The 26,244-nt window shown below is 65.4% G+C and carries 26 protein-coding genes; 9 read left to right on the top strand and 17 right to left on the bottom strand.

Annotated elements, in window-relative coordinates; genetic code table 11:
* Positions 1 to 16: 16 nt before the first annotated feature.
* Positions 17 to 1,090, top strand: coding sequence for a DNA polymerase III subunit beta family protein (locus A5785_RS11715; RefSeq protein WP_231894147.1), 1,074 nt, complete (start codon positions 17 to 19; stop codon positions 1,088 to 1,090).
* 37 nt (positions 1,091 to 1,127) lie between these two features.
* Here the strand turns inward: A5785_RS11715 and A5785_RS11720 are convergent, their stop codons facing one another.
* Both A5785_RS11720 and A5785_RS11725 read right to left on the bottom strand, forming a co-directional pair.
* A complete protein-coding gene (locus tag A5785_RS11720; RefSeq protein ID WP_064866586.1) occupies positions 1,128 to 1,877 on the bottom strand; it encodes a hypothetical protein in 750 nt (249 codons plus the stop codon).
* A 130-nt stretch (positions 1,878 to 2,007) separates the two neighbouring features.
* Positions 2,008 to 2,709 carry a carbonic anhydrase gene (locus A5785_RS11725; protein ID WP_049699876.1) on the bottom strand — a complete coding sequence of 234 codons (702 nt, stop codon included), beginning with the start codon at positions 2,707 to 2,709 and terminating at the stop codon, positions 2,008 to 2,010.
* Here A5785_RS11725 and A5785_RS11730 point away from each other — a divergent pair.
* Together A5785_RS11730 and A5785_RS11735 are read left to right on the top strand one after the other, a co-directional pair.
* Positions 2,708 to 3,601, top strand: coding sequence for an A/G-specific adenine glycosylase (locus tag A5785_RS11730; protein ID WP_064866588.1), 894 nt, complete (start codon positions 2,708 to 2,710; stop codon positions 3,599 to 3,601). The two genes, A5785_RS11725 and A5785_RS11730, sit on opposite strands and share 2 nt — an antisense overlap.
* Positions 3,602 to 3,703: 102 nt before the next feature.
* On the top strand, positions 3,704 to 4,831 hold the full coding sequence (locus A5785_RS11735) for a hypothetical protein (RefSeq protein WP_064866590.1): 1,128 nt from the start codon (positions 3,704 to 3,706) through the stop codon (positions 4,829 to 4,831).
* Positions 4,832 to 4,835: 4 nt separating this feature from the next.
* Here the strand turns inward: A5785_RS11735 and A5785_RS11740 are convergent, their stop codons facing one another.
* A complete protein-coding gene (locus tag A5785_RS11740; RefSeq protein ID WP_064866626.1) occupies positions 4,836 to 5,666 on the bottom strand; it encodes an alpha/beta fold hydrolase in 831 nt (276 codons plus the stop codon).
* A gap of 65 nt (positions 5,667 to 5,731) precedes the next feature.
* Here A5785_RS11740 and A5785_RS11745 point away from each other — a divergent pair, with 65 nt between their 5' ends.
* The 3 genes from A5785_RS11745 (at position 5,732) to A5785_RS11755 (ending at position 8,351) form a co-directional block, all read left to right on the top strand.
* A complete protein-coding gene (locus tag A5785_RS11745) occupies positions 5,732 to 6,040 on the top strand; it encodes an antibiotic biosynthesis monooxygenase family protein (protein WP_049699879.1) in 309 nt (102 codons plus the stop codon).
* A 62-nt stretch (positions 6,041 to 6,102) separates the two neighbouring features.
* A complete protein-coding gene (locus A5785_RS11750) occupies positions 6,103 to 6,714 on the top strand; it encodes an LON peptidase substrate-binding domain-containing protein (RefSeq protein WP_064866592.1) in 612 nt (203 codons plus the stop codon).
* Positions 6,715 to 6,857: 143 nt separating this feature from the next.
* Positions 6,858 to 8,351 carry an aldehyde dehydrogenase gene (locus tag A5785_RS11755; RefSeq protein ID WP_064866594.1) on the top strand — a complete coding sequence of 498 codons (1,494 nt, stop codon included), beginning with the start codon at positions 6,858 to 6,860 and terminating at the stop codon, positions 8,349 to 8,351.
* Positions 8,352 to 8,371: 20 nt separating this feature from the next.
* On the opposite strand, the gene A5785_RS11760 is transcribed toward A5785_RS11755, so the two are convergent.
* From A5785_RS11760 to A5785_RS11825, 14 genes are all read right to left on the bottom strand, one after another.
* Complete coding sequence (locus A5785_RS11760) at positions 8,372 to 9,142, bottom strand: glucose 1-dehydrogenase (protein ID WP_064866596.1); 771 nt, start codon at positions 9,140 to 9,142, stop codon at positions 8,372 to 8,374.
* Positions 9,143 to 9,192: 50 nt separating this feature from the next.
* Positions 9,193 to 9,963 (bottom strand): SDR family NAD(P)-dependent oxidoreductase, encoded by a 771-nt coding sequence (locus A5785_RS11765; RefSeq protein WP_049699882.1) that lies wholly within the window; start codon positions 9,961 to 9,963, stop codon positions 9,193 to 9,195.
* Between the two features lie 266 nt (positions 9,964 to 10,229).
* Positions 10,230 to 10,934 (bottom strand): hypothetical protein, encoded by a 705-nt coding sequence (locus A5785_RS11770; RefSeq protein ID WP_156525477.1) that lies wholly within the window; start codon positions 10,932 to 10,934, stop codon positions 10,230 to 10,232.
* The gene (locus tag A5785_RS11775) at positions 10,934 to 11,740 is read right to left on the bottom strand and encodes a hypothetical protein (protein WP_082937918.1); all 807 of its coding nucleotides are present in this window, start codon (positions 11,738 to 11,740) and stop codon (positions 10,934 to 10,936) included. The genes A5785_RS11770 and A5785_RS11775 overlap by 1 nt, the downstream gene beginning before the upstream one ends.
* A gap of 8 nt (positions 11,741 to 11,748) precedes the next feature.
* Positions 11,749 to 13,185, bottom strand: coding sequence for an MCE family protein (locus A5785_RS11780; RefSeq protein WP_005204770.1), 1,437 nt, complete (start codon positions 13,183 to 13,185; stop codon positions 11,749 to 11,751).
* A complete protein-coding gene (locus tag A5785_RS11785) occupies positions 13,182 to 14,510 on the bottom strand; it encodes an MCE family protein (protein ID WP_082937906.1) in 1,329 nt (442 codons plus the stop codon). The genes A5785_RS11780 and A5785_RS11785 overlap by 4 nt, the downstream gene beginning before the upstream one ends.
* Positions 14,510 to 15,784 carry an MCE family protein gene (locus tag A5785_RS11790; RefSeq protein WP_049699887.1) on the bottom strand — a complete coding sequence of 425 codons (1,275 nt, stop codon included), beginning with the start codon at positions 15,782 to 15,784 and terminating at the stop codon, positions 14,510 to 14,512. Before A5785_RS11790 ends, A5785_RS11785 begins: the two co-directional genes overlap by 1 nt.
* A 1-nt stretch (position 15,785) precedes the next feature.
* Complete coding sequence (locus A5785_RS11795) at positions 15,786 to 16,937, bottom strand: MCE family protein (protein ID WP_049700083.1); 1,152 nt, start codon at positions 16,935 to 16,937, stop codon at positions 15,786 to 15,788.
* Complete coding sequence (locus tag A5785_RS11800) at positions 16,934 to 18,001, bottom strand: MCE family protein (RefSeq protein ID WP_049699888.1); 1,068 nt, start codon at positions 17,999 to 18,001, stop codon at positions 16,934 to 16,936. Before A5785_RS11800 ends, A5785_RS11795 begins: the two co-directional genes overlap by 4 nt.
* The gene (locus tag A5785_RS11805; protein WP_049699889.1) at positions 17,994 to 19,172 is read right to left on the bottom strand and encodes an MCE family protein; all 1,179 of its coding nucleotides are present in this window, start codon (positions 19,170 to 19,172) and stop codon (positions 17,994 to 17,996) included. Before A5785_RS11805 ends, A5785_RS11800 begins: the two co-directional genes overlap by 8 nt.
* A gap of 4 nt (positions 19,173 to 19,176) precedes the next feature.
* Entirely contained in the window at positions 19,177 to 20,028 is an 852-nt protein-coding gene (locus A5785_RS11810; RefSeq protein ID WP_005204760.1) for an MlaE family ABC transporter permease, read from the bottom strand.
* A 3-nt stretch (positions 20,029 to 20,031) separates the two neighbouring features.
* Entirely contained in the window at positions 20,032 to 20,796 is a 765-nt protein-coding gene (locus tag A5785_RS11815; RefSeq protein ID WP_005204758.1) for an MlaE family ABC transporter permease, read from the bottom strand.
* A gap of 60 nt (positions 20,797 to 20,856) precedes the next feature.
* Positions 20,857 to 21,747: a 3-oxoacyl-ACP reductase gene (locus A5785_RS11820; RefSeq protein ID WP_049699890.1), complete on the bottom strand. Its 891-nt coding sequence runs from the start codon at positions 21,745 to 21,747 to the stop codon at positions 20,857 to 20,859.
* Positions 21,748 to 21,832: 85 nt separating this feature from the next.
* Positions 21,833 to 22,021: a ferredoxin gene (locus A5785_RS11825; protein ID WP_005204755.1), complete on the bottom strand. Its 189-nt coding sequence runs from the start codon at positions 22,019 to 22,021 to the stop codon at positions 21,833 to 21,835.
* Positions 22,022 to 22,128: 107 nt separating this feature from the next.
* Here A5785_RS11825 and A5785_RS11830 point away from each other — a divergent pair, with 107 nt between their 5' ends.
* The 3 genes from A5785_RS11830 to A5785_RS11840 all read left to right on the top strand — a co-directional run bounded on the left by A5785_RS11830 (position 22,129) and on the right by A5785_RS11840 (position 26,138).
* Positions 22,129 to 23,331, top strand: coding sequence for an acyl-CoA dehydrogenase family protein (locus tag A5785_RS11830; RefSeq protein ID WP_049699891.1), 1,203 nt, complete (start codon positions 22,129 to 22,131; stop codon positions 23,329 to 23,331).
* Between the two features lie 139 nt (positions 23,332 to 23,470).
* The gene (locus tag A5785_RS11835) at positions 23,471 to 24,628 is read left to right on the top strand and encodes an acyl-CoA dehydrogenase family protein (protein ID WP_064866602.1); all 1,158 of its coding nucleotides are present in this window, start codon (positions 23,471 to 23,473) and stop codon (positions 24,626 to 24,628) included.
* A gap of 13 nt (positions 24,629 to 24,641) precedes the next feature.
* Positions 24,642 to 26,138 (top strand): long-chain-fatty-acid--CoA ligase, encoded by a 1,497-nt coding sequence (locus A5785_RS11840; protein ID WP_064866604.1) that lies wholly within the window; start codon positions 24,642 to 24,644, stop codon positions 26,136 to 26,138.
* Positions 26,139 to 26,244 lie beyond the last annotated feature (106 nt).

Genomic DNA, 26,244 nt, shown 5'->3' on the forward strand with positions numbered 1-26,244 from the left:
ACCCGATGATGTTCGAGTGACTGACACGGAACTTGTGACCGACTCGGAACTGATGTCGATCGGCGCCTTCGCCGAGCTCGCCGGACTCACGGCAAGCGCCCTGCGGTTCTACGACGACGCCGGCGTGCTTCGCCCCCACCACGTCGACCCGGCGTCGGGCTACCGGTTCTACAGCAGGTCGCAGTTGACGCGCGCCGCGCGATTGCGCCAACTCCGCGCGATCGGGATGCCGCTGCCCACCATCGACCGGTTCTTCACCGCGAGCGCGGCCGAGGCCACGACGCTCATCGACGAGCAGGTCGCCCGAGCCACCACGCAGGCCGACGAGATCGCCCATGCCGCAACGGCTCTCAAAGCGTCGCTCGACGATGCGGCCTGCCGCCCGCTCTGCGCCGTCGCCGGTCCGGTCCTCGCCGCGGCGGTCCATCAGGTCCTGGCCTCCACCGCTGACGACCCCGACTTCCCGGTGCTGGCTGGGGTACGTGTCGAGGTCGACGCCGACGGCATCACCCTGACAGCAACCGATCGCTATCGCCTGGCCACCAGGACGTTGGTCGCGAGCCGACTGCCGGAAGCGAACCAGCCCTGGGCGGCAACCGTCTCCGGAAAAGACCTCGCGGCGTCGACCTCGCTGCTGCGCCGCAGTCCGTCGGTGGCGCTGGAGGCCTCCTCCACGACCCTCGGCCTACGCACGGCCGACGGCGCCGTGACACATTGCCGTCTGCTCACCGCGGATTACCCCGACCGCTCGCTCCTGCTCGACTCTCTCGCCGCGCCGACGCATCGCGTCACCGTCGGCACCCGACACTTCCTGAAAGCCCTGGAGCAGGCACCGGCAAAGGTCGGTCTGCATGTCGCCGAGGGCGGGGTGAGTCTCCTCCTACCCGAGGAATCCGTGGAACTCGACGGCACGTCGACGGGCGGTGACATGACGGTCTGGTTCGAGCTGACCACCCTGTACCCGGCACTGAGCAACGCACTCGGCAGCGACGTGATCCTCGACCTTCGCTCCACCGATCAGCCGGCCACCGTGCGCTCAGCCGACGACGGCGACCTCACGACTCTTGTCATGCCCTGTCAGCCCAGCTGACCCCGAACCGAAGGAGGGCATGGACAGGGTGGTCGGGCTACTGCTGCGCGGGCGCCACGACGTTGAATGTGATGGGCGCCGACTCTTTCTCGCCCATCTTGCCGATGGCCTGATATGAACCGACGGGCACCTGGACGCGCGGCTTGTCGCAGCCGGGGTTACTCGTCGTACCCGACCAGGTGATGGTGTCGGTGGCCTGCTGCTTCGGCTGCAGTACGACGTTGTTCACGTCCTTCAGCGGCGAGCAATCCTGCGCCGACCACAGCGTGCGCGTGCCGTCGAGTGTCCGCACGACGACGTTCTGCGCGGCCTTCCCGACATCGCGGGTGCACGCGGTCAAACCGGCGTTGGTGGTGACGATCGTGAACACCGGCTGGTCCCCGACCGTGTAGGTCGGCTTGTCGGTGTAGAGCACCACGGCGATGTTCTGGTCGGGGCACAGCGGGGTCCCGTTCACTCCGGCCGCAGGAGCGGGGACATCCCCGGAAGCCTGCGAGGCGCCCGGCTGACCGGATACACCGGCGGGGTTGTTTCCGCCGTTGCCGCCGCCACCGGTACCGGCTTGACCGGACGGGGCCTCCGACGATGCCGACGATCCGTACGCGGGCGAGGTCGTGGTCGAGATCGACGACGACGATGCTGCGTTCGACGGCGACTTGTCGCCTCCGGAAGTCGTCCACACGATCAAACCGATGACCAGAGCAAGCACAGCCACCCCGACGCCACCGGCGACAATACGACGACGCCAATAGATCTCGGATGGCAACGGGCCCTGCGGTTCGATCACGCATCCACGCTAACGGCCACCTTCTATGCGACGGATGACCCGCAACGGCGTGTCGCTGAGAAAACCGCGCCTGACCGGCGCAAAGTCTAAAGGTTGACTTAAGCTGCGCAATCCCTCAGCCGCGTGAGCCTCACGCCGACTGGGCTTCGTCGACCGCGGCGGACGCTTCGTGTGCGCCCTTGTGGCCATTTCCAGCAGTATCGATCTCGACGTAACTCTGGCCGATATCTCCGTAGGCACCCTGCAACTGGACGGCACCCTCGTTGAGCGCATACGTCAGTCCGACGATGGCCAGCTTTCCGTTGGCCACCCGATCGGCGATGATCCGACTGCGCTGCATCAGCAAGCGGCCGGTTTCGACGACGTGCCGCGCCTCGAACTCGTCGACCCTGGTCAGCCCCTCGCTGCGGCCGGCGAGGATGCTCGGCGTGACACGTTCGACGACGTCGCGGATGTAGCCACCGGGGATCTGCAGGTCGTCGAGAGCGTCGAGGGTCGCCTTGACCGCTCCACAACTGTCGTGGCCGAGGATGACGACGAGCGGCACCTCGAGCACCTCCGCCGCGTACTCGAGCGAGCCCATCACCGCCGAGTCGACGACGTGGCCCGCGGTGCGGACCACGAACATGTCGCCGAGACCCTGGTCGAAGATGATCTCTGCCGCCAGTCGCGAGTCGGCGCAGCCGAACAACACCACGTGGGGGTGCTGGCCTGCGACGAGACGTGCGCGGTCCTCGATACCCTGGCTGGGATGCTCAGACTCTCCGTTGATGAAGCGCTTGTTACCTTCGCGCAGAACGTCCCATGCCTGTTTCGGGGTCAATCCGATCATGTCGTTTAGTCTGCCACCTCAGGTGCTATTGGGCTGGTTCGACGCCAACGAGCGCGACCTGCCATGGCGCGAGCCAGGGCTTTCGGGCTGGCAGATCCTCATCAGCGAGATCATGCTCCAGCAGACACCCGTCGCCCGGGTCGTCGAACCGTGGCGGGAATGGGTCCGACGCTGGCCGGTGCCATCCGCGATGGCCGCCGCGTCGCCCGGCGACGTCCTGCGGGCCTGGGGAAAACTCGGCTATCCGCGTCGTGCGCTGCGCCTCCACGAATGCGCACGGGTGCTCGCCGCCGATCACGACGACAAGGTCCCGGACGATGTCGCGACGATGCTCACCCTGCCGGGCATCGGCGACTACACAGCGCGAGCAGTCGCCTGCTTCGCCTACGGCCAGTCGGTTCCCGTCGTCGACACCAACGTCCGACGCGTTCTCGCGCGTGCCGTCCACGGTCGCGCCGAGCCCGGCAATCCGTCGAAGAAAGATCTTGCCGACGCCGAGGCCGTGCTGCCCCGTGACCCAGACGGCACCTACGCGTCGTCGACTCCTCGTTTCAGCGCAGCACTGATGGAGCTCGGCGCCCTGGTGTGCACAGCGCGAAACCCCGACTGTGCGCGATGCCCGCTCTCGTGCGCGTGGGTCAACGCGGGCAAACCCGCCCACACGGGCCCGCCCAAGCGGGTGCAGAAGTTCGCGGGCACCGATCGCCAGGTTCGTGGACTGCTACTCGACGTTCTGCGCGGCACCGAGGGGCCGGTCGTCCGCGACCGACTCGACATCGTTTGGCCGACCGACACAGCCCAACGCGACCGTGCGCTCGACTCACTACTTGTCGACGGCCTCGTCGAGATCACCTCCGACGGCCGCTTCTGCCTGGCAGGTGAGGCGGGTTGATGGCCCGCGCGACCCTCGTCAGGTGAGCCGACTTCGCGACACGTTGAACGGTATGTCGTTCGAACTCTTCATCTGAGCCGCGCGGGTTGCTAGCTTTGCCTGATGACCGAGCCGCCGAACGAATCGACGCCTTCTTCCGGACCCAACCCGAACGAGCCGTATGGGACGAATCCCACCCCGGGCCAACCCCAGTACGGCCAACCATCTCCCGGCCAACCCCAGTACGGGCAACCGGCCCCCGGCCAACCGCAATACGGGCAGCCCGCTCCTGGTCAGCCCCAGTACGGCCAACAATCTCCGGGTGAGCCCCAGTACGGGCAACCTGCTCCCGGCCAGCCCCAGTACGGGCAACCCGAGTACGGGCAACCCGAGTACGGCCAGCCCCAGTACGGGCAACCCCAATACGGCACGCCCCAGTACGGGCAACCACAGCCGGGTTCGGTTCCCCCCGGCGGCACGCCGCCTCCCGGCCAGTTCGGTGCCGCACCCGGTTATCCGGCCGCACCGGCCCCCGGCGCTCCGGGCACCCCGTTCAGTGTCGGCGAGAGCTTCAGTTGGGCGTGGAGCCAGTTCAAGGCCAACCCCGGCCCGATGGTTCTGCCCGGCGTGATCATGGCCGCCGTTGGACTGCTGTTCTGGGCGCTCATCTTCTGGGGATCGTCGTGGGTCGAGACCACCACTACCAATACCGTCGGCAGTTACGGCGACACGACCTACAGCTACGAGACGACGACGGTTAACGGCGGAGCTCTCGCAGGCCTGATCGCCGTCTACATCGTCGGGCTTCTGCTCCTGCTGTATTTCCAGGTCTCCATCCTGTCCGGCGCGGTCCGCGTCGCGAACGGCGAACCGATCGACGCGAAGTCGTTCCTGGTCCCGCTCCGCTTCTGGCCGGTCGTCGGCACGGCAATCCTCGTTGCGCTGATCGCCTTCGTGCTCAGCTTCTGTGTCATCGGCGGAATCATCGCGGCGTTCTTCCTACAGTTCGCCGTGCTCTCGACGATCAGCGAATCCCGTTCACCCGGCGATGCCATCGGTCGATCGTTCCGCGTCACCAGCGACAACATCGGCGACTCGATCCTCACACTGATCATCGTGTGGTTCACCAACGTCGTCGGCGCACTGCTGTGCGGCATCGGACTGATCATTTCGGCACCGCTCGCGGCGCTGTTCCAGGTGCACGCGTTCCGCCGCATCGTCGGCGAGCCGGTGGCACCGCCCGCCGCCTGAGCACTCAGCGGTACGGCAAACCAGAGAGAAACGCTTCGACGGCGCCCCGGAAGACCTCCGGGGCGTCGTCGTGTATCAGGTGGCCTGCTCCGCTGACCTTCAAGTGTGCGGCGTGGTCGTTGATCGACGCCATCTTCCGCATCTGCCCCTCGGGCGTCACGGTGTGTCCGGCCTCGATCAGCAGACTCGGCACCGGCACTCTGCGCCACTGATCCCAGAAGTCGCGCTCGCCCCACTCCTGCGCGATCGCCGCCCAGGTCGCCAGTTGACCGTGCAATGCGCCGTCGTCGAATGCCTCGTAGAAGTACCGCCCCGCGACGTCGCCGAACATCTGCCTGGCGTGTCCGAGTGAGCTGAACCGGTCCGGCCACGAGTCGAACCAGGGCGTCCACTCGGCGGTGGTGCGGCCACGGAAGTCGGGCGCCATGTCTTCGACGACGAGCGCACTGACGAGTTCCGGATACTCCGCGGCGGCGCACCACGCATGCAGCGCGCCCATCGAATGTCCAACCAGCACAGCGGGTCCGAGGTCGATCCAGGTGAGGATCTCGGCGAGGTCGGCGACGAAGCGCTCGGTCGAGACCTCCGCGGGGTCGGAGATGAGCGCGGCGTCGGCTCCGGTGTGGAACGCGGCGTCGAACGTGAAGACCCGGCCATACCTCCGCAACCAGGGGATCTGTCGCCGCCAGGTGCGGCCCCGCCCCATGAGCCCGTGGAGTAGCACGATCGGACCCACGCCGAGCGCCTCCGTCGACTGCTGCGCGTCGAGGCCCCGGTCTGGACCACCGTGGTCGAGCAGGCCCGTCTCGGCCGTCACATACCCCGCCTCAGACATCGCGTACGCACTCACAGTGAATGAGATTAATCCGACGCACAGACATTCCGAACTAGGCTGAGGACATGACTGTTGTGAAGATCAACGCGATCCATGTCCCCGAGGGCGCTGGGCCCGAACTCGAGAAGCGCTTCGCACACCGCGCACACTCGGTCGACGGCTCGAAGGGTTTCCTCGGATTCCAGTTGCTGCGTCCGGTCAAGGGCGACGACCGGTACTTCGTCGTCACGCAGTGGGAGACCGAAGAGGATTTCCAGGCATGGGCTGCCGGCCCCGCACGCGAGGCTCATTCGGGTGAGCGCGCAAAACCTGTCGCCAGCGGCGCGGACCTTCTCGAGTTCGAGGTCGTGCTCGACGCCAAACCGTCTGCCTGACAACCCAATTCAACGCGGGCCAACCAGACCCACCGGAGTGTGTGAACATGAGCGCACAACCCATGTTCCCGCTCGGCACAGCACTGCTGCCGGGTGAGGTGCTTCCGCTACGGATCTTCGAACCGCGCTATCGAACGATGCTCGACGACTGTCTCGCCGCCGCCGACGGACCGCCGGGCTTCGGCGTCGTCCTCATCGCGCGCGGTTCGGAGGTCGGCGGCGGCGATGTTCGCCACGACGTCGGGACCTTCGCGGCAATCGACCGCGTGAGCCGCGACCCCAGCGGACTGTCGTTTGTCCATTGCATCGGCACCAGACGCTTCCGGGTAACCGAATGGCTGCCCGACGATCCGTACCCGCGCGCCGAGGTGACCGTCCTCAACGAACCGAAGACCAGCGCGGCAGCCCGTGCCGACTCGATCGCGCTCGGAACCCGCATCCGCGAGATCGTCGTCGACGCCTACGCCCGCAGAGGCACACCCCTGCCCGACGACCTGCCTTCATTCGACGACGCCGACTTCGACGACGCCGGACTCTTCGGCTGGGCGGCCCGCCTACCGATCGGCGCCGCCGACCGACAGTCGCTCCTCGAAGCACAGGACATGCCCGCGCGGGTCGCGATACTCGACGACGCCGTCGAGGGATTCGCCGCCCGCATCGCCTTTGACTCCTGATCTCGACACCAGAGTTAGAACGTGTTCTAGTATTGGATGTGCGGTGGTTCACACCTGTCCGCGCCCCTCCCCGAGGAGTGTTCAGCAGTCCTCAGAGCACAACGGGTCGAGGGAAACATCGGGTACCAACTTCAGGAGCACGCATGACCCAGACCGTCGAACCTCGTTCCTCGAACGAGGCAGGCACATCCGACGACCGGACCGAGCTCTACATCGGCGGCACGTGGGTGAAGCCCCATTCGACCGAGACTCTCGAGGTGTTCTCGCCCGCGACCGGCGAGCGAGTCGCATCCGTTCCGCTCGCCGACGAGGTCGACGTCGACACGGCAGTCCGTACCGCCCGCGCCGCCTTCGATTCGGGCGTGTGGTCGCAGAAGTCGCCGGAAGAACGTGCAGCCGTGCTCGACCGCGTCGCCGACATCATCGATGAACGCGCAGAAGCGATCTCGGCCCTGGTGTCGTCGGAGATGGGTGCCCCGCCGAGTGCCGTCGACATGCTGCAGAAGCTGCCCGGTACCGGCGTGCTGCGCTCGTACGCCGAGGCCGCACGCAACTACGACTGGATCGAGTACCGCAACGGACTGTTCGGCACCACGCGCATCACGCGCGAACCGGTCGGAGTCGTCGGCGCGATCACCGCATGGAACGTCCCGCTGTTTCTGGTCTGCAACAAGCTCGGCGCAGCACTCGCCGCCGGCTGTTCAGTGGTGCTCAAACCTGCACCGGAGACACCGCGCACTGCCAACGCCGTCGCCGAGATCTTCACCGAGGCAGGAGTTCCCGAGGGCGTCATCTCGATACTCCCCGGCGGGCCGGACACCGGTAAAGCACTCGTCGCACACCCCGACGTCGACAAGATCACGTTCACCGGATCGACGGCCGCCGGTCGGCAGATCGGTGCCGCGTGCGCCGAATCGCTCAAGCGCTGCTCGCTGGAGCTCGGCGGCAAGTCCGCCGCGATCGTCCTCGACGACGTCGACATCAACAACATCGGCATGATGGTCTTCCTCGGCCTGTTCAACACCGGGCAGGCGTGCGTCGCGCAGACCAGGGTGTTGGTACCCGCGAGCCGCAAGGACGAGATCGTCGCGGCAATGGTCGAGGCGGCCAACGCCATGAAGGTGGGCCTGCCGAGCGAACCCGACAGCCAGCTCGGACCCGTCATCAACAAGCGGCAGTTGGAGAAGATCGAGGGCTACATCGCCAAGGGCAAGCAAGAGGGAGCCACCGCGACCCTCGAAGGCGGCCGCCCCGAAGGCCTCGACGCCGGCTTCTTCCTCACCCCGACGATCTTCACCGACGTCACCAACGACATGACGATCGCCCAGGAAGAGATCTTCGGCCCGGTGCTGTCGGTCATCACCTACGACGACATCGACGACGCGATCGCCATCGCCAACGACTCCGACTACGGACTCGCGGGCACCGTGTGGACCGCCGACGTCGAGCGCGGTATCGAGATCTCCGAGAAGATCCGCACCGGCACCTTCGGGATTAACTTCTACGCCATCGACCCCGGCTCACCGTTCGGCGGTTTCAAGAGCTCGGGCATCGGCCGCGAATGCGGGCCCGAGGGACTCGAGTCGTTCGTCGAACACAAGTCGACGATGATGCCGATGGGCTATCAGGTCTCCTGACTCGAGTCCCCTGACCGGCCTCAGAGCAGCGAACTCACGAATCCGCCGTCGAGCACCAGGCTGCTGCCGTTGCACCACGACGACTCGTCCGAGGCGAAGAAGGTCACCGCTGCAGCAACTTCTTCCGGTGTTCCGTAGCGTCCCTGCTTCTGAGCCATGACAGCGTCGAAGCCGCCTTCCGGCAGTCCGAGGGCGGCTTCGAACAGCGGCGCCGCGGTGGTGACCAGTTCCGTATCGATGAAGCCCGGCAGCACGGCGTTGACGCGGATGCCGTGCGCGCGGAACTCCGCGGCGGCGGTCTCCGTGAGGTTGCGTACGGCGGCCTTGGCCGCGGCATACGGAGCGATCAGCGCAGAGCCGGCGGTCGCGGTGATCGAGCTGATCGTCACGATCGACCCTCCACCGGAGGCGATGATCGCCGGTGCGGCGTAGCGGATCGAGAGGAACACCCCGTCGAGGTTGACCGAGGTGGTCTTGCGCCAGTCCGCGTAGGACATCTCCGCGATGGGCTGCACGGAGCCGACTCCCGCGTTGGGAACCATGATGTGCAGCGCGCCGAAGTGCTCCTGCGTGTCGGCGATCAGTTGCTGCACCTGTTCTTCGTCGGTGACATCCGTTGTGCACGCGATAGCGCCGTCGATCGAGTACGCGACCGACTTGGCGGCGTCGGCGTTGATGTCGGAGACCACAACGCGCGCACCCTCCTGTCCGAGCCGCCGTGCGATCGCGGCACCCAGTCCTGCGCCCGCACCGGTGACGACGGCAACGCGACCGTCCAGTTTCTGTGCCATGAGTTGGTCCTCTTCTCTACAAGTGGATTGAAGTGAATCGAAATACGAAGTCAGACAAGGGATGCGGTCAGTCCACCGTCGAGCACGTAGTGGCTTCCGGTTACCCAACTCGCGCGGTCGGATGCGAGGAAGCACGCGACCTCCGCGATGTCTTCCACGGTTCCGAGCCGTCCCTGCTTTGCCGCGACAAGGTCACCGAAGGGGGCGTCGGTCGCCGCTTCAAACTCGGGGGCGAGCCGGTCGACCATGGAGGTATCCGCAAATCCGGGACAGACGGCGTTGACGCGGATTCCGGTCTGGCGAAGTTCGATCGCGAACACCCGGGTGAGCTGGATGAGCGCCGCCTTGGTGGCGCAGTACGAGCCGAGCAGTGGACTTCCGCCGACTCCGGCGACCGATGCGATGTTGACGACGTTCCCCTTGCTTTCGGCGAGCGCGGGCACGGCAGCCTTGGTGACGACGAACGGTCCACGGACGTTCACCGCGAAGATCTTGTCGAAGCTGTCCGTCGACTGCATTGCGAGCGGGGCCGCGATCTCGATGCCTGCGTTGTTGACCAGCACATCCAGCCCACCGAGCAGTTCCTGCACCCGCGCGATCGCGTCGACGACGCTCGCCTCATCGGTCACATCGCAATTGGCCACGCCCGCGGCGCCGAGGTCCGCTGCCGTCTTATGCGCCGCATCCTCGTCGAAGTCACTGATCACCACCTGAGCGCCGCGGCTGATCGCCAGCTCGGCGATTCCCCGCCCGACACCGCGCGCAGAACCGGTGATGAAGACGCGCTTACCCTGCAATTCCGAATTGGATACTTCCGACATTTACACGGACCTCTCTCGAATCTGTTGGCACTGCACAACAGACGAGACGACCGTCATCGATCGGGCCGGAAGACACCGAACCCGAAGACCACGGCGTGAACCATCACGAAAGTCATTGCGGCGGAGACTAACTCGCGCAAAGTACCGAGACGTCGCCTGCGCTGTGTGCCACACGACACTATCCAGCAATAGTGACCTAGGCCATGTCCTCCGGACATGAAGTCCGTCGATGGATTTGGTTCGTGCGCACAAACACGCCGGCGCCGCTAACCGGCAGGAGGTGCCGAGGACTCGGTGGGGACGGCCGACGGACTCGCCGGCGACGGACTTGCAGGTGACGGGCTTGCCGGCGATGGGCTTACAGGTGACGGGCTTTCCGATGACGGGCCGGGGAGCGGGACCGCACCTGCCGGCGGAGTCGATGTCTGCTCGATACGGCTGCGGAACGAGTCGTCGGTGATGATCTCGATCTTTTCGATCATCCAGGTGTCGTCGTGGCGGACCATCGAGAACGTCAGTCGGCTCGGGTCCACCCGCACGAGGTCCTTGCCATTGCGGCTGACCGACTGATTCATGAAGAGCAGCACCGTCGAGGTGTCGCGCGTGTTGGTCACGACACCCGCGTCCTGGATGACCGCCTGAGACACGACGCGCTGCTTGCGCACTCCCTCGACAAAGTCGTCCCTATCGTCGGGCAGCGGTTGGGCGATCAGCCTGTCGTATTCGGTCTTCGCCGATCCGATGACAACATTCTTGGATCGCTGCACGTGGTCGGCGACGTTCACCGGGTCGTAGCCGAACATCGTCGTCGCGTAATCCCTTGCCGCAGAGAGCGATGACTCACGCGAGTCCTCCGTCGCACGAGCGTCGAAGTATCGGAACCCGAGAAATCCGGTCGCCACGGCACACGCCACGGCGATGACGGCGAGACCCACTACCACGAGCCGTCGTGTGGTGATTGCGGTCGACATCAGACCACCCACTCGAAGTTGGTCATCTTGAGATCACCGTTGATCCGTGTGATGTCCACCCGCCAGCGGAACGTCTGAATAACGGTCTCCTGCTTGGGATCCTGTGACTTCATCTCCCACCCGTAGACGACGATCACCGACCCGTCGTCGTCGGTCGCCTTGGTGACCGCGTCGGTGATCACCGATGATGTGACGGTCTGATTCTGGGTACGGATCAGGTCGGTCACCTGCGCCATCGACTGCTTGATCCGTTGCTGCGCAGGGCCACTCGTCTTGTCCTGCACGGTCTGCAATGCCTTGTCGACGTTGCCGGGGTTGAGCGATGTCAGGTCGATGGTCATCTGTCGTGCGAAGGTCGAGTACGACGCCCGGAGTTCGTTTCGGTGATCGAGCCGACTGGTGCCGACGGCGAAGAAGGTCGACGCGACCACGCACGCGACGATGAAAAGAGCGCACACCGCACCGGCGACGACCCACTTGCCACCTTTTCCGCGACCGACCCTTGCTCGACGCTCCACCGGCCGGCTCGGCGTCGAACCCTGCCTTTTGGCGCGGCGTTCGCGGTAGCTGACCGCGGATTCCCCGGCGGGTTCGGCGGTGCCCCCGGCGGGTTCGGCGGTACTCTCGGCAGTTTCCTCGGCGGCCTCAGGGGGCTCCACAGCGCTCTCAACGGCTTCGGCTTCGGCTTCGGCGGTGATCTCGTCGAGTTGCTCCGGAACCGGTGCGATCTCGGCGGGCTTGATCGGTTCGCGTTTGTCCTTGCGGCCCCGCCGCAACGGCGCCGAGCGGACCGGTTGAGCGCCCACCTGCCGATTCACCCTGCCATCCCGCTGGTGATCAATCCCTGCCACGTGCTGCTTTGTCCTTGACTGTCGCTGCTTGCAGGAGCATCCCTGCCGGTTCCGGCGTTGTACGTCTTGCCGTCCGGGCCGATGAAGTCACCCGTATCCGGATCGTACGTGGTGCCGTAAACGGCCGGACCAGCCTCATACGACCCGGGGGTACCAGGCGTCGTATAGCCGGCGGGGGCGGGCACGAGGCCCGGGATCCCGTTGGGCAGAGCGACGTTCTTCTCCGTGCTCGCCTTGAAGCCCGTCCGGCATTCCTCAGGCGTCGGGGCGCGTCGGCCGGGGAACTCGGCGCACGGGAAGTTTCTGGCACCGCGAACCGCGATCTGCGCATCCTGCGGTAACCGGCACAGCAGACCGGGAGGCAGGTCGCGGGCGGTTTGCACCGCGGGACTGCGCCACTCGTTGGACGGCATGAATCCGACGGTGCACGGCGCGGGATCCTGGAAGCCGAGCGAGAACAGCACGCTCGGCCCGTACTCGGCCGAGCCCTGATGAACCGCGGTCAGCAGCGAGCTGATCAATCGCGGATAGATCACCACCACCTGCTGGAGATTCGGCAGGTAGAGCGCAAGCGTCTTCGACGCGACGCCGAGGTTGTTGATCAGCATCGGAAGTGTCTGGTCCATATCAGCGAACAACTGCTGCGACTTCGACGCCGTCGACGGCCCCTTGGTCAGGATGTCGGTGATCTCCGGCTTGTTGGCACGCAACTGATCGGTCACCTTGACGGCGTTCGCCGTCCACGCACGGACCGAGTCCGCTGTCCTGTTCTGCGTCTCCAGCAGCGGGCCGGTCTGCTTGATCAGATCGATCGTCACGTCGACGTTCTTGTCGGCGTCGGCGACGAGGAGCGTCATCGAGTCGAGCAGGCGCCGAAGATCCTCACCGGTTCCGTTGAATGCGGTGAACGCCTCGTCCATCACGTTGCGCAATCGGGTGTCGCCCACCTTGGCGAGCAGGGCATTGGCCTGCTCGAGTACCGACGAGATCTCGACCGGCACGTCGGTGCTGTGCACCACCGCACCGTCGCCGAGGTAGTCGCCACCCGATCCTGACTTGGGTGTGAACTCGACGAACTGCTCGCCGACCGCCGACACGCTGCGGATCGACGCTGTGGAGTCTGCGGGGATCTTCGCCGAGCTGTCGATCGACAGCGTCGCCGCGACACCGTTCGACGTGAGGCGGACCTCCTTGACCTTGCCGACGTTCACTCCGCGGTAGCTGACGTTGGCGTTGGTGTAGATGCCGCCCGTGCTCGGCAGTTCGAGCGTCACGTCGTAGCGACCGACACCAGCCATCGCGGGCAAGCGCACGTAGTACACGGCCATCGCGACAAGTGCGACGACGGTGACGATCGCGAAGATCGTGAGCTGCATCCGGACGAACCTGGTGATCTTCATCGGCCACCACCGTTCGCGGGAACGGGTGTCCGGGGAGCGGACGTCCGGGGGGCGGTGGACGTTCCCGTTGCGGTCGACTCCTGCGTGCCGGCGGGGACAGGGTCCGCACTGTCGGGCCGCTTCTCACCGCCGGGTACCAGCGGCGACGTGAACGGATCCAGCCCGCGCTTGGCCGCTCCGGCAGGTTGGCCGGTCACCCCTTCCGGTCCGACGAGACCCGAGGTCATCAGAATTGTCTGCTTGAGCCTGTCGACCGTCAGGTCGAGCACGAGGTCGGAGTTCACGTAGTCGCCCTTGACGATCTGCGGAATCGTCTCCTCCAAGAAGGGGAAGGTGAACAGGATTCTGGTCGCCCCCGGCAGCGCCGGACCCGCCGCAGCGAGTGCGCCGAGCGTCGGATTCAGGTTCGCGACGATGGTCTTGATGTCGTCGGTGTTGGCGCGCAGCACATCGTTGACGGTCTTCGAGAGGCCACTGAGCGCCGACAATGCGCCGGTGAACTTGTCGCGTTCGTCGTTGAGCATCGCCAAGATGGCCGGCCCGTCGGCGAGAGCCTTTTCGACGGTCGGCTTCTGCTGGTTGATCGTCGTACTCAACCGGTCGAGGCCGTCCATCGCGTCGATGATGTCGCCCGACTGGCTCGAGAGGTCGGAGATGAGCGTGTTCAGGCGCGGCACGAGCGCGCGGATCGATTCGGCGTTGCCGCCGAGGACCTGGCTGAGCTCGTGGGTGATGTCGCCGAGCTGCGAGAGTCCACCGCCGTTGAGCACCACCGATAGTGCACTGAGCACCTGTTCGGTGGTCGGGAATGCGCACTGGGGCACTTGCTGCGCGGAATTGATGTCTGCGACCCGCTGACCCGATGGCTGCGCGATGTTCTTCTGCTCGGGACACGCGGGCAGCGGAATCTCATCGCCTGCGTGCAGATAGCCGGCCGTCGTCTTCTCCGGCGGCACGATCGCCAGATGTGTCGACCCGAGCACGCTGGTCATCCCGACCTTCACATACGAACCGCGTGGAACCTGCACTCCCGGATTGAGTTTGATCGGAACCGCCGCATGCCAATTCGCGTCGACATCGATATCCCCGACGCTTCCGACCGTCACGTCGTTCAACATCACCGGGGAGTTGTTGGTGAGGCCCGCCGCGGTCGGGATCACCGCCGAGATCTCGTACGATCCGTTGCCGGTGCCCTGCGCGCCCGGCACGGGCAGGCTGTCGGCGCCGTCGAATCCACAGGCCGTCGCGATGGCCGTGACCACCGCGATCATGAGTGCGGCGCGCAGGCTCCTGCGCGGCCCGCGAGTTCGGTTGGGGCGCAGCATCAGCCCTCACCTCCCCACGGCACCAGCAGGTCGCCGAGCCCGCCGCCGTTGCCGCGACGCGTCGCAGCGTCCTGATCGCGAATGCCCTGCTGGGCGCGGGCTTTGACGTCGGCGTTCTGGTAGGTGACCTGGCTGGGGAGCGCACTCTTGCCGACGACGGGGTCGGACATGAACGGCGGATATGCCACAGAGAGCGAACCGAGAACGGGCGCAAGCACATCGACACACTTTTCGACGTCTGCCTTGCTCTGACCCGGCCTGTTGTTGGCCTCCATCGTTCCGCAGAGCAGCGTGATGAGGTTGTTGCCCATGCCGAGGCCGAAAACTCCGGACAGCGAACCGGTCAGCGGGTTGTAGATGTTGTAGAAGTTGGCGAGCTGATTGGGCGCAGAGTGCAGCAACCCGCGGATCTGGCTGTCCTTCTCCGCGAGGATGCGTGTCGTGTCCGACAGCTTCGCCACCGAGGTGGTCAACGATTGCTTGTTCTGGTCGATGAACGTGTTGATATCGCTCATCGCCGAATCCAGATTGTGCATCGCGCCGTCGAGTTGCGTCGTGTTGTCGGCGAGAACATCCGTCACAGAGGCGATCCGGCCGTTGAACTGCACCAGCTCCTCGTGACTCGTTGAGAGCGCGTCGGTCAGCTTCTGCAGGTTGCGGATCGTCGAGAACAGGTCGTCTCGACCCGACGACAGCGTCGACATCACGTCGGAGAGGTTCGTGATGGACGAATTGATCGCCTCACCGTTGCCCTGCAGGTTCTTGTCGGCGACGTCCATCAGCTTGGCGGCCGATCCCTTGTCGGCACCATCGGGTCCGATCGCCTTGGTCAGGCTCGAGAGTTGCTTCTTGACGTCGTCCCACTCCATCGGAACGGCGGTGCGCTCCATGGGAATCGCGCTGCCGTCGTCGAGCTGCTTTCCGCCCGCGTAGACCGGGGTCAGTTGCACGAACCGGCCGGAAACCAGGCTCTGAGCCACCACGACCGCCCGCGCGTCGGCCGGGATCGGCGTCGAACGGTCGACGTCGAGCGTCACCTTCACATCGCCCGCGCGAGGCGTGATGGAGCTGACCTTTCCGACGCGGACACCGAGCACACGCACGGTGTCGCCGGTGTAGAGACCGTTGACCGACGGGAAATAGGCGGTGATCGTCTTGGTGGTCGCCCTGTCGTAGACGGCGTATCCGATGATGCCCGCGAGAACCAGCAGCGCCACCAGACCCGCTGCGCCCCATGCCTTTCGGCTCCCCGGGAGGGAACGACGGAATGCCATGTCAGCCACCTGCCGTCGGGGTCGGGTAAGTCGGCGGCGGAGCCGGTGCGGTGTCCTTCTGCGGGAAGGGCGGCGCTTGGCTCCATGCCTGCGGCAGCAGCGGGAACCCGCTGTAGCCGAACGCCTTCCATGCCTCGGGATACTTCTGCTGAAGGATCTTCATGAACGTCGCGGTGTAATCGCCGAAAGTACTGACACCGACCAGCGATTCGAACCGTGGCCCGGACGCGACGGCCTCGCCGAGCGCGTTGGCGTACGGCCCCAGCCGGTCGAGGGTCTGTTTGAGGTTCTCCTCGTTGTCGTTGAGGATGTCGAGTACACCGTCGAGTTTCGTCAGTGCCGGCCGCAGTTGTTCGTTGTTCTCCTTGATGAATCCGGATATCTGGTCGGCGACATCACGGGTACCACTGATGAGCTGCGCGATGGCGGTGCGTCGGAACTGCAGTTCGCCGACGAGCGAATTGGCATCCACGAGAAGCTGATTGATCTGCTTGCTCCGGTCGCCGATGACGTCGGTGACACCGTTGGCCTTGGCCAGCAGTGCACGAAGGTTGTTGTCGCGGTCGGCAATCGCCTTGGACAGCCGTGACACGCCGTCGACCGCGCCCTGTACTTCGTCGGGGGTCGACGAGAACGTCACCGACAGGGTGTCGAGGGCCTTGTTGAGCTGATCGGTGTCGGTCTGTGCGAGCGAATTGGTCGACTCGTCGAGAGCGTCGGAGAGTGAATACGGTGCGATGGTGTTCCGGTTGGCGATCGACTCGCCCGGCCGGATACGTCCACCACCGTGTGGCAGGATCGTCAGATTCCTTCTGCCGAGCACTGTTTCGGTCTTGATCGCTGCCTGCGTATCCGTACCCATCACCACGGTGTCGTTCATGCGGAAGGTGACCGCGGCCTTCGTGCCCTGGTCGGTCGGTGCGAGCGCGATGTTCTCGACCGTACCGACCTTCACGCCGGAGACCGTCACGATGTCGCCGTTCACCAGCCCGCCAGCGTCGTCGAAATACGCGGTGTATCTGCTGATCGGCGACAGATACGGCAGCTTGTCCATCTGCATCGCGACGATCACGACCATCGCGGTGACGACGACGCCGATGAGGCCGATCTGAACTCGGCTGCGCCCGTTGAGGAGCGCCCGCTTCTCGCTCATGTCGCCGCGCACCTCCCGCCGGCCTTCGTGGTATCGCCCATCACGTCGTTGGAGGTGAAGAAGTACTGCTTGCCGTCAGGTCCGCTGAGCAGCAAACGGATTCGACAGAAGTAGATCTGCAGCCATGCGCCGTAGCTGCCGAGATTGGAGAGCTTCTTGAAGTCGTTCGGCAGTCGTCCCGCGAGTTGTCGCAGGTATGGTTCCGACTTCAGCAGGTTGCCCGACACCGTGCCCGTCTCGGCGACGATCTGCTTGAGGTCGGGGCGGGTCGCTCCGAGCAACCCCGACAGTCCGTTGGTCACCGCGGCCGTCTGCGTCAGCGCATTGCCGATGGTTCCGCGCTGCGCCGACAGTCCGGTGATCAACTGCTGCATCTGATCGAGGCTCGTGTCGAGACCCTTCTTGTCCCCGTCGAGAATGCCGAGCGTCTGGTTGAGGTTGTCGATGACGTCGCCGATCAACTGGTCTCGATCGGCGAGCGCGCCGGTGAACGACGACGTCTGCGCGAGCAGGTTGGTGAGCGCCTCCCGCTGGGCTCGGCCCTGGAAGACCTCGATCAACGACGCCGACAGCTGGTTCACCTCGTCGGGATTGAGCGTGCGGAACAGCGGCTTGAACCCGCCGAGCAACTTGTCGAGGTCCATCGCGGGCTCGGTCTGCCCGATCGGGATCGTCGCACCCGAGGGCAGTGTGTCGTCGGGATCGCCACCGCCCTGCTCGATGTCGAGATAGCGGTCGCCGGTCAGGTTCTCGTAGCGGATCAACGCGCGCACCGACTTCGGCAGCCGGTACTTCTCATCGACGCTGAACGACACCTCGGCGTCGTTGTTCCGCGTCAACGCGACCTTGTCCACGGTCCCGACCTGCACACCGGCGATCTTCACCTTCGACCCCGACTTCATCTCCGACGCACTCACGAAGATGGCGGAGTAGTCCGACGACGACCCCGGTCGATAGTTGCTGAACACCGCGACGAGGCCGACGAAAACCAAGATCATGACCGTCGCGAAGGCGCCCAGCTTGATGACGGTGGCGCGGAATGCGCGGGTGCGATTGTCAACCACGGGCGGGCTCCCCGAAGAGCACCTGGAAGAGCTTCTCGCGTGAGGCCTTGGCAGTGGTGCGTGGCTGGTAGGGCACCGGAGCGTTATCGGTCACGTAGAAACCCGAGTTGACGTCGGTTGTGGGATCACTCAGGGCTCCATCGCAGGTCGGCGGGCCGTCGGCGCCGACAATCGGGAGGCTCTGTGGATACGTGTACGGGTCGGTGCCCGGCTGCAATCCCGCGTATAGGAGCAGATTGTTGTTCTTTCCGCCGAGCATCGGCTTGGCGAGATCAGCTGCCTGCGCGCTCGCCGTCAAGAAGCACGTCAGTCCCGGCGACTGGTAGCCGAGAAGCCGCGCGACGGGGTTCAGGTTCGACAGTGTGTTGATCAGTGTCTGCTTGGGCGGCGAGAGCACGCCGTTGATCGTATTGGCCATCCCGGTCGCGTTGATCAGCAGCGCGTCGAGGTTGGCCGAGTTGTCGAGCAACGTGTTGCCGAGGAACGTCGCGTTGTCGATGGTCCGCATCAGATCCGGCATGGCGTCGGCGTACACATTGGTCGCTCCCGCGGCCTGTTCGATCGCCTCGTTGAGCTCCGGCAGATGAGGGTTGGTCTTCGCGAGCAACCCCGACAATTGGTCGAGCGACGCACCGATCTGCTTGCCCTGTCCCGACAGTGCGGTGTCGACGGCGCCCATCACGGCGTTGAGCTTGTCGGGCTGGAGGTCGGCGAGCACGTTGACCAACTGTTGGAAAACGGTGTTGAGTTCGACGACGACGCGGTCGGCCGCGATGACCTGCCCGGCGTAGAGGTGGCCCTGCGGTCCGGTCTCCGGGATCACCAGGTTGACGGCTTTGGCCCCGAAAACCGTGTTGGATTTGATGTCTGCGGTCACGTTCGCGGGGATCTGCGACATTTTGTCGCTGTCGATGTCGAGGTCGAGCACCGCGTGACCGTCGGCCTGCCTGATCGTCGCGACCCTGCCGACCTGCACACCGCGCAGTTTCACCTTGGCGTCGGGACTCATCACCAGACCGGCTCGCGGCGTGTTGAGCGTGACCGGCTGGGTGTCGGCGAACCAGCCGAGGAATTGTGCGCCGGCACCGACGACAACCGCGACGAGACCACCCACCATGATCACCGCTGCCGTTTTGCGGACCAGCGGGCTCCGCTCTTGTCTGCGCGCCATCTGATCAGCCCGCCAGGTTGAACTTGCCGTCGGCGCCGTAGATGGCGAGCGAGGTGAGCAGAGTGATGACGACGACAACCACCAGCGACGCGCGCACCGCGTTGCCGACCGCGACGCCCACGCCGACCGGACCGCCGTCGGCGTTGTAGCCGTAGTAGGTGTGGATCAGCATCACCGCGATGGCCATACAGATGGCTTGCACGAACGACCAGAGGATGTCCGACGGGATCAGGAACGTATTGAAGTAGTGGTCGTACACACCCGACGACTGCCCGTAGAGCACGACCGTTGCGAATCGGCTGGCGACGAAGGCGGCGAGGGAGGCCAGCGAGTAGAGCGGGATGATCGCGATCATGCCCGCCACGATGCGCGTGCTGACCAGGTACGGAATCGACGAGATCGCCATGGTCTCCAGTGCGTCGATCTCCTCGCTGACGCGCATGGCACCCAACTGTGCTGTCGCTCCCGCGCCGATCGTCGCGGCAAGCGCGATACCCGCGATCACCGGAACCGCGATGCGGACGTTGATGAACGCCGAGAAGAATCCCGTCAGTGCCTCGACACCGATGTTGGCCAGCGAGCTATAGCCCTGAACCGCGATGGTGCCGCCCGTGAACAACGTCAGGAATCCGACCACGACGACGGTCCCGCCGATCATCGCCAGCGCACCAGAACCCATGGAGATCTCCGCGATCAGCCGGAGCGTCTCCTTCTTGTACTGGCGTACCGCTCGCGGGATCGCAATCAGGCTGTCCCAATAGAAGAGCGCCTGATCGCCGATCTGGTTCCAGTCGTCGCCCGCGCGTTTGATCGCGACTCTGGCGGTCTGGAGCCGCGTCGTGAAAGGAAGGACCATTTCTCAGCCCGCCGTCGCCTTCACGCCGACCGCGGTCACCACGACGTTGACGACGAACAGCGCCATGAAGGAGTAGACGACGGTCTCGTTCACCGCGTCGCCGACGCCCTTGGCCCCACCCTTGACGTTGAGTCCCTGATAGCAGCCGACCAATCCCGCGAACAGCCCGAACAGCGCCGCTTTGACCATTGAGATCATCAGCTCACCGAAGCCGGTGAGCAGCGTGAGGCTGGCGAGGAACGCACCCGGATTGACGTCCTGCAGATAGACCGAGAACAAGAATCCGCCGCCGATACCGATCGTGCACACAAGGCTGTTGAGCAACAGCGCCACGCCGGTCGAGGCGATCACGCGGGGAACCACCAGTCGGTGCACCGGGTTGATCCCGAGCACCTCCATCGCGTCGATTTCCTCACGGATCGTCCGTGCGCCGAGGTCGGCGCAGATTGCCGTGGCGCCCGCTCCGGCGACGATGAGCACCGTGACGATGGGACCGATCTGCGTGATCGTGCCGAGCGCTGCGCCTGCTCCCGACAGGTCTTGCGCACCGATCTCGCGCAGCAGGATGTTGAGCGTGAAGCTGACGAGCACGGTGAAGGGGATCGCCACGAGCAGCGTCGGCATCATCGAAACACGCGCGATAGCCCACGATTGCTCGACCGTCTCCCGCCACTGAAAAGGACGATGAAACAGCTCGCGGAATGAATCGACACCTAGGGCAACGAAGTCGCCGACCTGTTCCAGCGGCGCGTCAAGCCTGCGCGACAAACGTCTGCTCCTCTTCCCCGGTTTCCAAGCAACCTAGCACGCAAAACACACAGAAGTGGGTCAGTTGACCAGCCCACGCGCCGTGAAGGTTTTCGACGGATCGCGCTCGGCAAAATACGACGTGAGCGTCTTCGCGAGATCGTCGGAATCCCAGGTGCCACTCTCTGCCTCGAAGACCTCGTCGACGGTCGGCGCGGCCATCAGGGTAACGCGCGGACCATAGACGACGAAGACCTGTCCGGTCACGTCGTCGGAGTCGGGCGACGCCAGAAAATTCACGAGCCGCACGACGTGCTCGGGCGACAGCGGGTCGACGCCATCGGCGGGTGCATCACCGAATACCGCGGCGGTCATCGCAGTCCGCGCGCGTGGGCAGATCGCGTTCGCACGCACGCCGTAGCGCTTGAGCGCGCGCGACGAGGAGAGGGTGAGCGCGGTGATCCCGGCCTTGGCCGCGGCGTAGTTCGCCTGCCCCTCGGGGCCCAGCAGACCGGCTTCCGACGAGGTGTTGATCAGGCGCCCGTAGACGGGTCCGCCCGCCTTCTTCGACTCGTTGCGCCAGTAGGCGCCCGCATTGCGGTTGAGCAGGAAGTGTCCCCGGAGATGGACCCGGATCACCAGATCCCACTCGTCGTCGGTCATGTTGAACAGCATCTTGTCGCGGACGACGCCCGCGTTGCTGACCACGACGTCGAGTCGGCCGAGGTCTTCGGTGGCAACGCGCATGATCTCGGCCGCGACGCCGGAGTCGGAGATGTCGCCTGCGACGGGCACCGCTCGGCCGCCCGCGCCGGTGATGGTCTCGATCGTGTCGCTGGCGTCGAGCGCGTTCGCGAGGTCGTTGACGATCACCGTCGCACCCGCCGTGGCGAGCCCGATCGCCTCGGCCCTGCCGAGACCCGCACCGGCGCCGGTGACCACGGCGACCCGATCGTCAAGTGACTGCACCATCACGAACCCCTTTCGATTACTAGAACCTGTTCTAACATGCGCTCCCTGCGCGCCGGAACAGAACCCCCGAAACCACTCGTCGAATTCACTCGAGCCGCAGTGCCGACTTCGGACATCCGGCCACTGCCCGACGCACCTCGTCGACCTTCTCGTCGGGCACCTCGTCGGACAGAATCACCAGGTAGTCGTCGTCATCGAGGTCGAAGAACTCGGGTGCGAATCCGACGCACACACCGTTGGCCTCACATAGGTCGAAATCCGCCTTGATTCGCATCAGTACCCCTCTTCGTTGTCAGGTCCGCTGGTTGACGGCTGGGTGGATACAGGTTAGAACGTGTTTCAGAAGTTGGCGAGTACCCACCGAAAGCACAGGGGTCGAACATGCGCATCGCGTACACAGAGCAACAGGCCGATCTTCGTCGCGAGCTGCGGTCGTATTTCGCAGGACTGATGACAGACGAACGACGCGCCGCACTCACGGGCGGTGACGGCGAACTCGGCGAGGGCGACGCGTACCGCGACGTCGTGGCGCAGATGGGCTCTGACGGCTGGCTCGCGCTCGGCTGGCCGACCGAGTTCGGCGGCCAGAACCGTTCGATGATGGACCAGTTGATCTTCACCGACGAGGCCGCGATCGCGGGCGCGCCCGTCCCGTTCCTGACCATCAACTCCGTTGCGCCGACGATCATGAACTACGGCACCGACGAGCAGAAGGCCTTCTTCCTGCCCAAGATCGCGGCGGGCGAACTGCACTTCTCGATCGGATACTCCGAGCCTGAGGCAGGCACCGATCTCGCGGCTCTACGCACGACCGCCGTGCGCGACGGCGACGAGTACGTGATCAACGGGCAGAAGATGTGGACGTCGCTGGTCGCATACGCCGACTACATCTGGCTCGCGTGCCGCACCGACCCGTCGACCCTCGAGCCCGGCGGGAAGAAACACAAGGGCATCTCGATGCTCATCGTCCCGACCGACAGCGCCGGCTTCGACTACACCCCGGTCCACACGATGTCCGGCGTCGACACATCGGCCACCTACTACTCCGACGTCCGGGTGCCGGTGAGCGCGCGAGTCGGCGAAGAGGGTGGCGGCTGGCCGCTGGTGACCAATCAGCTCAACCACGAGCGGGTCGCGCTGTGCAGCGCCGCCCCCGTACAGACCGCGCTTCGCGAAACCGTCGCCTGGGCACAGCAACACAAGACCGGCGACGGCCAGCGGGTCATCGACGCACCGTGGGTGCGCACCAACCTCGCGCGGGTACACGCGAAGGTCGAGTACCTGAAGCTGATCAACTGGAAGATCGCCTCCGCGGCGGCCTCCGGCGGATCACCGAGTCCTGCCGACGCCTCTGCCACCAAGGTCTTCGGCACCGAATTCGCCACTGAGGCTTACCGTTTGCTGATGGAGGTCGTCGGCCCTGCCGCGACGCTGAGGCAGGACTCACCCGGCGCCCTACTCCACGGCCGCCTCGAGCGCTACCAGCGGACGTCGCTGATCCTCACCTTCGGCGGCGGCACCAACGAAATCCAGCGCGACATCATCGGCATGCTGGCCCTCGGCCTGCCGCCCGCCCGCCGCTAATCGACCCGCCGACCGAGCTTCCGTCCGATGATCGAGCCCGCACCCGATGATCGAGCTTGTCGAGATCACCCCGCCGACCGAGCACCAACCCCGCTGATCGAGCTTGTCGAGATCACCCACCCACCGAGGAGCACCCGCAATGGACTTCACTCTCCCCGAGACCGCAACGGCGGTGCGCGATCTCGCGGCCGACATCGCGACCAAGATCAGCACCGACGAACGCGTCGCGGCGCTCGAGGCCTCGTCGGCGCCGCTCGACGACCAGCTCTGGCGTGAGCTCGCGGCCGCAGGCCTGCTCGCCCTCGAACTCCCCGAAACCCTCGCGGGCGACGTCGCAGGCGAACTCTCGACCGTCGAGAACACCACCGTTGCAGAGCAACTCGGCACGCACCTCGCCCGTGTCCCCTTCGGACAGCACGCCATCGCGGCCGGCCCTATCCTCGCCCGACACGCCACCACGACCCTCGCAAAAGACCTACTACCCCGCCTCGCCGACGGCACACTCATCGCAACAGCCGCGGTCGAAGAGGATCTCGGCGACGACGCGCTCTCGCCCACAACCACTCTGACCAAAACCGACAAGGGATATGTGTTGCGCGGCAGCAAGGTCAACGTCGGCTACGCCGCAGCGGCAGGGCTGCTGCTCGTCACGGCCAGTGCTGCAGATTCGCTCGCCGTCGCGGTCGTCGATGCCTCCGCCACCGGCATCACGATCACCGAAACCCGCACAACGGGACTCACCCCGACCTATCACGTCGACATCTCCGACGTCGCACTCGACGACGCCCATGTCCTGCACGGCGTCGACGTCGTATCCGATCTCGTCGATCGCCTCACCCTCGCGGTCTGTGCCGAGCAGTCGGGTGTACTTGCCGCCGCGTTGGACGCCACTGCTCGCTACGCCCGCGAGCGTGAGCAATTCGGGCGGCCGATCGGCTCCTTCCAGGCCGTCGCGCAGCGCCTCGCGGATGGCTACATCGACGTCTCGGCGCTGTCGCTGACCACCACTCAGGCCTCGTGGCTCCTCGCGCAGTCCGACGCCGGTTCGTCCAGCGACTCCGAAACCACCGGCAGCGCAGACGTTTCCGCCGCAATCGCAACCGCAAAGTTCTGGGCAGCGGAGTCGGGGCATCGAGTTGCGCACACGGCCGTCCACGTCCACGGCGGCGTCGGCTTGGATACGAGCCATCCCACGCATCGATACTTCCTGCGCGCCAAGCAGAACGAGTTCACTCTCGGATCTGCAAGCACGGCGCTCCGACGGCTCGGCGACGCGCTCGCGGCCGAGCCTGCATGACGATCACACCGTCGTGACCGTCACCGACCTTCTGTCGAAACTGGCAGACGTCACCGACCGCGGACTCTACGTCGACGACGAATTCGTCACGTGGAGTGAGCATCTGCGACGCTCGGCGCAGCGCGCGGCCACGGTCAACGATCTGTTGACCGACGGCCGACCGCCCCACGTCGGCGTGCTGATGAGCAACGTCGCGGAGTTCAGCTATCTGATCGCTGCGGCGGCGCTTGGCGAGTTCGTCGTCGTCGGACTCAACACCACTCGACGCGGCGCCGCCCTCGCCGCCGACATCGCTACAGCCGACTGCGATCTGGTACTCACCAACTCCGACACCCGCCACCTCCTCGGCGACGTCGACGTCGGCGCGCGAACAATCGACGTCGACTCAGACGAGTGGCCGAAACTACTTGCACCCCATGTCGATACACTCGTCGAGTTCCCCGATTGCGCCGACGACGATCTCCTGATGCTCATCTTCACCTCCGGTACCACCGGCGAGCCGAAGGCGGTTCGCTGCACCCATCGCACCTTCGCTGCAAGCGGCACGATGCTCGCCGAACGTTTCGACATCGGCCCAACCGACAACGTCTACCTCTCGATGCCGATGTTCCACTCCAACGCCACCATCGCCGGCTGGTCCGTCGCGGTCGCTGGCGCAGCGTCGATCACGTTGCGGCGCAAGTTCTCTGCGAGCGCCTTCCTGCCCGACGTTCGTCGCTACGGCATCACCTACGCCAACTACGTCGGCAAGCCACTCAACTACATCCTGGCGACACCTGAGAAGCCCGACGACGCCGAGAACCCACTGCGGATCGTCTACGGCAACGAGGCGTCGGCACGCGATCGACGACGCTTCGCCACCCGATTCGGCTGCAGCGTCGTCGACGGTTTCGGTTCTACCGAGGGCGGTACCGCCATCACCCGAACACCCGATGCTCCCGACGACGCACTCGGACCTCTGCGCTCACCGACAGCCATAGTCGATCCGGAAACCGGGGAGCCGGCACCGCCTGGTGAAATCGGCGAGATCGTGAACACCTCTGGCCCAGGACTTTTCAGCGGCTACTACGGCGACCCCGCCGCGACTGCGGAGCGCATGCGCGGCGGGATCTATCACACCGGCGACCTCGGCTGGGTCGACGATGCAGGCTACATACACTTCGCCGGACGCCTCGGCGAGTGGATGCGCGTCGACGGCGAGAACCTCGGCGCCGGCCCGATCGAGCGAATCCTACTGCGCCACCACCGAATCGAACAGGTCGCCGTGTACGGAGTGCCCGTCGAGATCGGCGACGAGATCGAAGCTGTCCTGGTTGCTCCGACCCTCGAACCGTCAGAGTTCAGCGACTTCCTCGCTGCCCAGAGCGACCTCGGCCCCAAACAGTGGCCCCACCGGGTGCGCATCGTCGACGAATTACCCGAGACGGCCACATTCAAGACGCTCAAACGCACTCTCCGCGAATCCGACTCACCTGCAACCTGGACCCGCCACGGCCGCACGTACGCCTGACCACCCACCCCGCTGCCGACCAACCCCGATCGCGGAACTGATCGCCGACCTGGTCAGCGAGTACCAGGAGTCCGCCGCTCGGCTCGGGAAGACGCTGGAGTAGGTT

The sequence above is a fragment of the Gordonia sp. 852002-50395_SCH5434458 genome, from assembly GCF_001665905.1.
Lineage (GTDB): Bacteria > Actinomycetota > Actinomycetes > Mycobacteriales > Mycobacteriaceae > Gordonia > Gordonia jacobaea.

Bases quoted from the DNA above. Each gene is read 5' to 3' on its own strand.
- A5785_RS11795 (WP_049700083.1), bottom strand. From the start codon at position 16,937: ATGAGCGAGAAGCGGGCGCTCCTCAACGGGCGCAGCCGAGTTCAGATC.
- A5785_RS11820 (WP_049699890.1), bottom strand. From the start codon at position 21,747: ATGGTGCAGTCACTTGACGATCGGGTCGCCGTGGTCACCGGCGCCGGT.
- A5785_RS11730 (WP_064866588.1), top strand. From the start codon at position 2,708: ATGTCGTTTAGTCTGCCACCTCAGGTGCTATTGGGCTGGTTCGACGCC.
- A5785_RS11770 (WP_156525477.1), bottom strand. From the start codon at position 10,934: ATGTCGACCGCAATCACCACACGACGGCTCGTGGTAGTGGGTCTCGCC.
- A5785_RS11740 (WP_064866626.1), bottom strand. From the start codon at position 5,666: ATGTCTGAGGCGGGGTATGTGACGGCCGAGACGGGCCTGCTCGACCAC.
- A5785_RS11835 (WP_064866602.1), top strand. From the start codon at position 23,471: ATGGACTTCACTCTCCCCGAGACCGCAACGGCGGTGCGCGATCTCGCG.
- A5785_RS11830 (WP_049699891.1), top strand. From the start codon at position 22,129: ATGCGCATCGCGTACACAGAGCAACAGGCCGATCTTCGTCGCGAGCTG.
- A5785_RS11750 (WP_064866592.1), top strand. From the start codon at position 6,103: ATGTTCCCGCTCGGCACAGCACTGCTGCCGGGTGAGGTGCTTCCGCTA.
- A5785_RS11825 (WP_005204755.1), bottom strand. From the start codon at position 22,021: ATGCGAATCAAGGCGGATTTCGACCTATGTGAGGCCAACGGTGTGTGC.
- A5785_RS11765 (WP_049699882.1), bottom strand. From the start codon at position 9,963: ATGTCGGAAGTATCCAATTCGGAATTGCAGGGTAAGCGCGTCTTCATC.
- A5785_RS11790 (WP_049699887.1), bottom strand. From the start codon at position 15,784: ATGGCATTCCGTCGTTCCCTCCCGGGGAGCCGAAAGGCATGGGGCGCA.
- A5785_RS11760 (WP_064866596.1), bottom strand. From the start codon at position 9,142: ATGGCACAGAAACTGGACGGTCGCGTTGCCGTCGTCACCGGTGCGGGC.
- A5785_RS11735 (WP_064866590.1), top strand. From the start codon at position 3,704: ATGACCGAGCCGCCGAACGAATCGACGCCTTCTTCCGGACCCAACCCG.
- A5785_RS11785 (WP_082937906.1), bottom strand. From the start codon at position 14,510: ATGCTGCGCCCCAACCGAACTCGCGGGCCGCGCAGGAGCCTGCGCGCC.
- A5785_RS11805 (WP_049699889.1), bottom strand. From the start codon at position 19,172: ATGGCGCGCAGACAAGAGCGGAGCCCGCTGGTCCGCAAAACGGCAGCG.
- A5785_RS11725 (WP_049699876.1), bottom strand. From the start codon at position 2,709: ATGATCGGATTGACCCCGAAACAGGCATGGGACGTTCTGCGCGAAGGT.
- A5785_RS11780 (WP_005204770.1), bottom strand. From the start codon at position 13,185: ATGAAGATCACCAGGTTCGTCCGGATGCAGCTCACGATCTTCGCGATC.
- A5785_RS11755 (WP_064866594.1), top strand. From the start codon at position 6,858: ATGACCCAGACCGTCGAACCTCGTTCCTCGAACGAGGCAGGCACATCC.
- A5785_RS11745 (WP_049699879.1), top strand. From the start codon at position 5,732: ATGACTGTTGTGAAGATCAACGCGATCCATGTCCCCGAGGGCGCTGGG.
- A5785_RS11810 (WP_005204760.1), bottom strand. From the start codon at position 20,028: ATGGTCCTTCCTTTCACGACGCGGCTCCAGACCGCCAGAGTCGCGATC.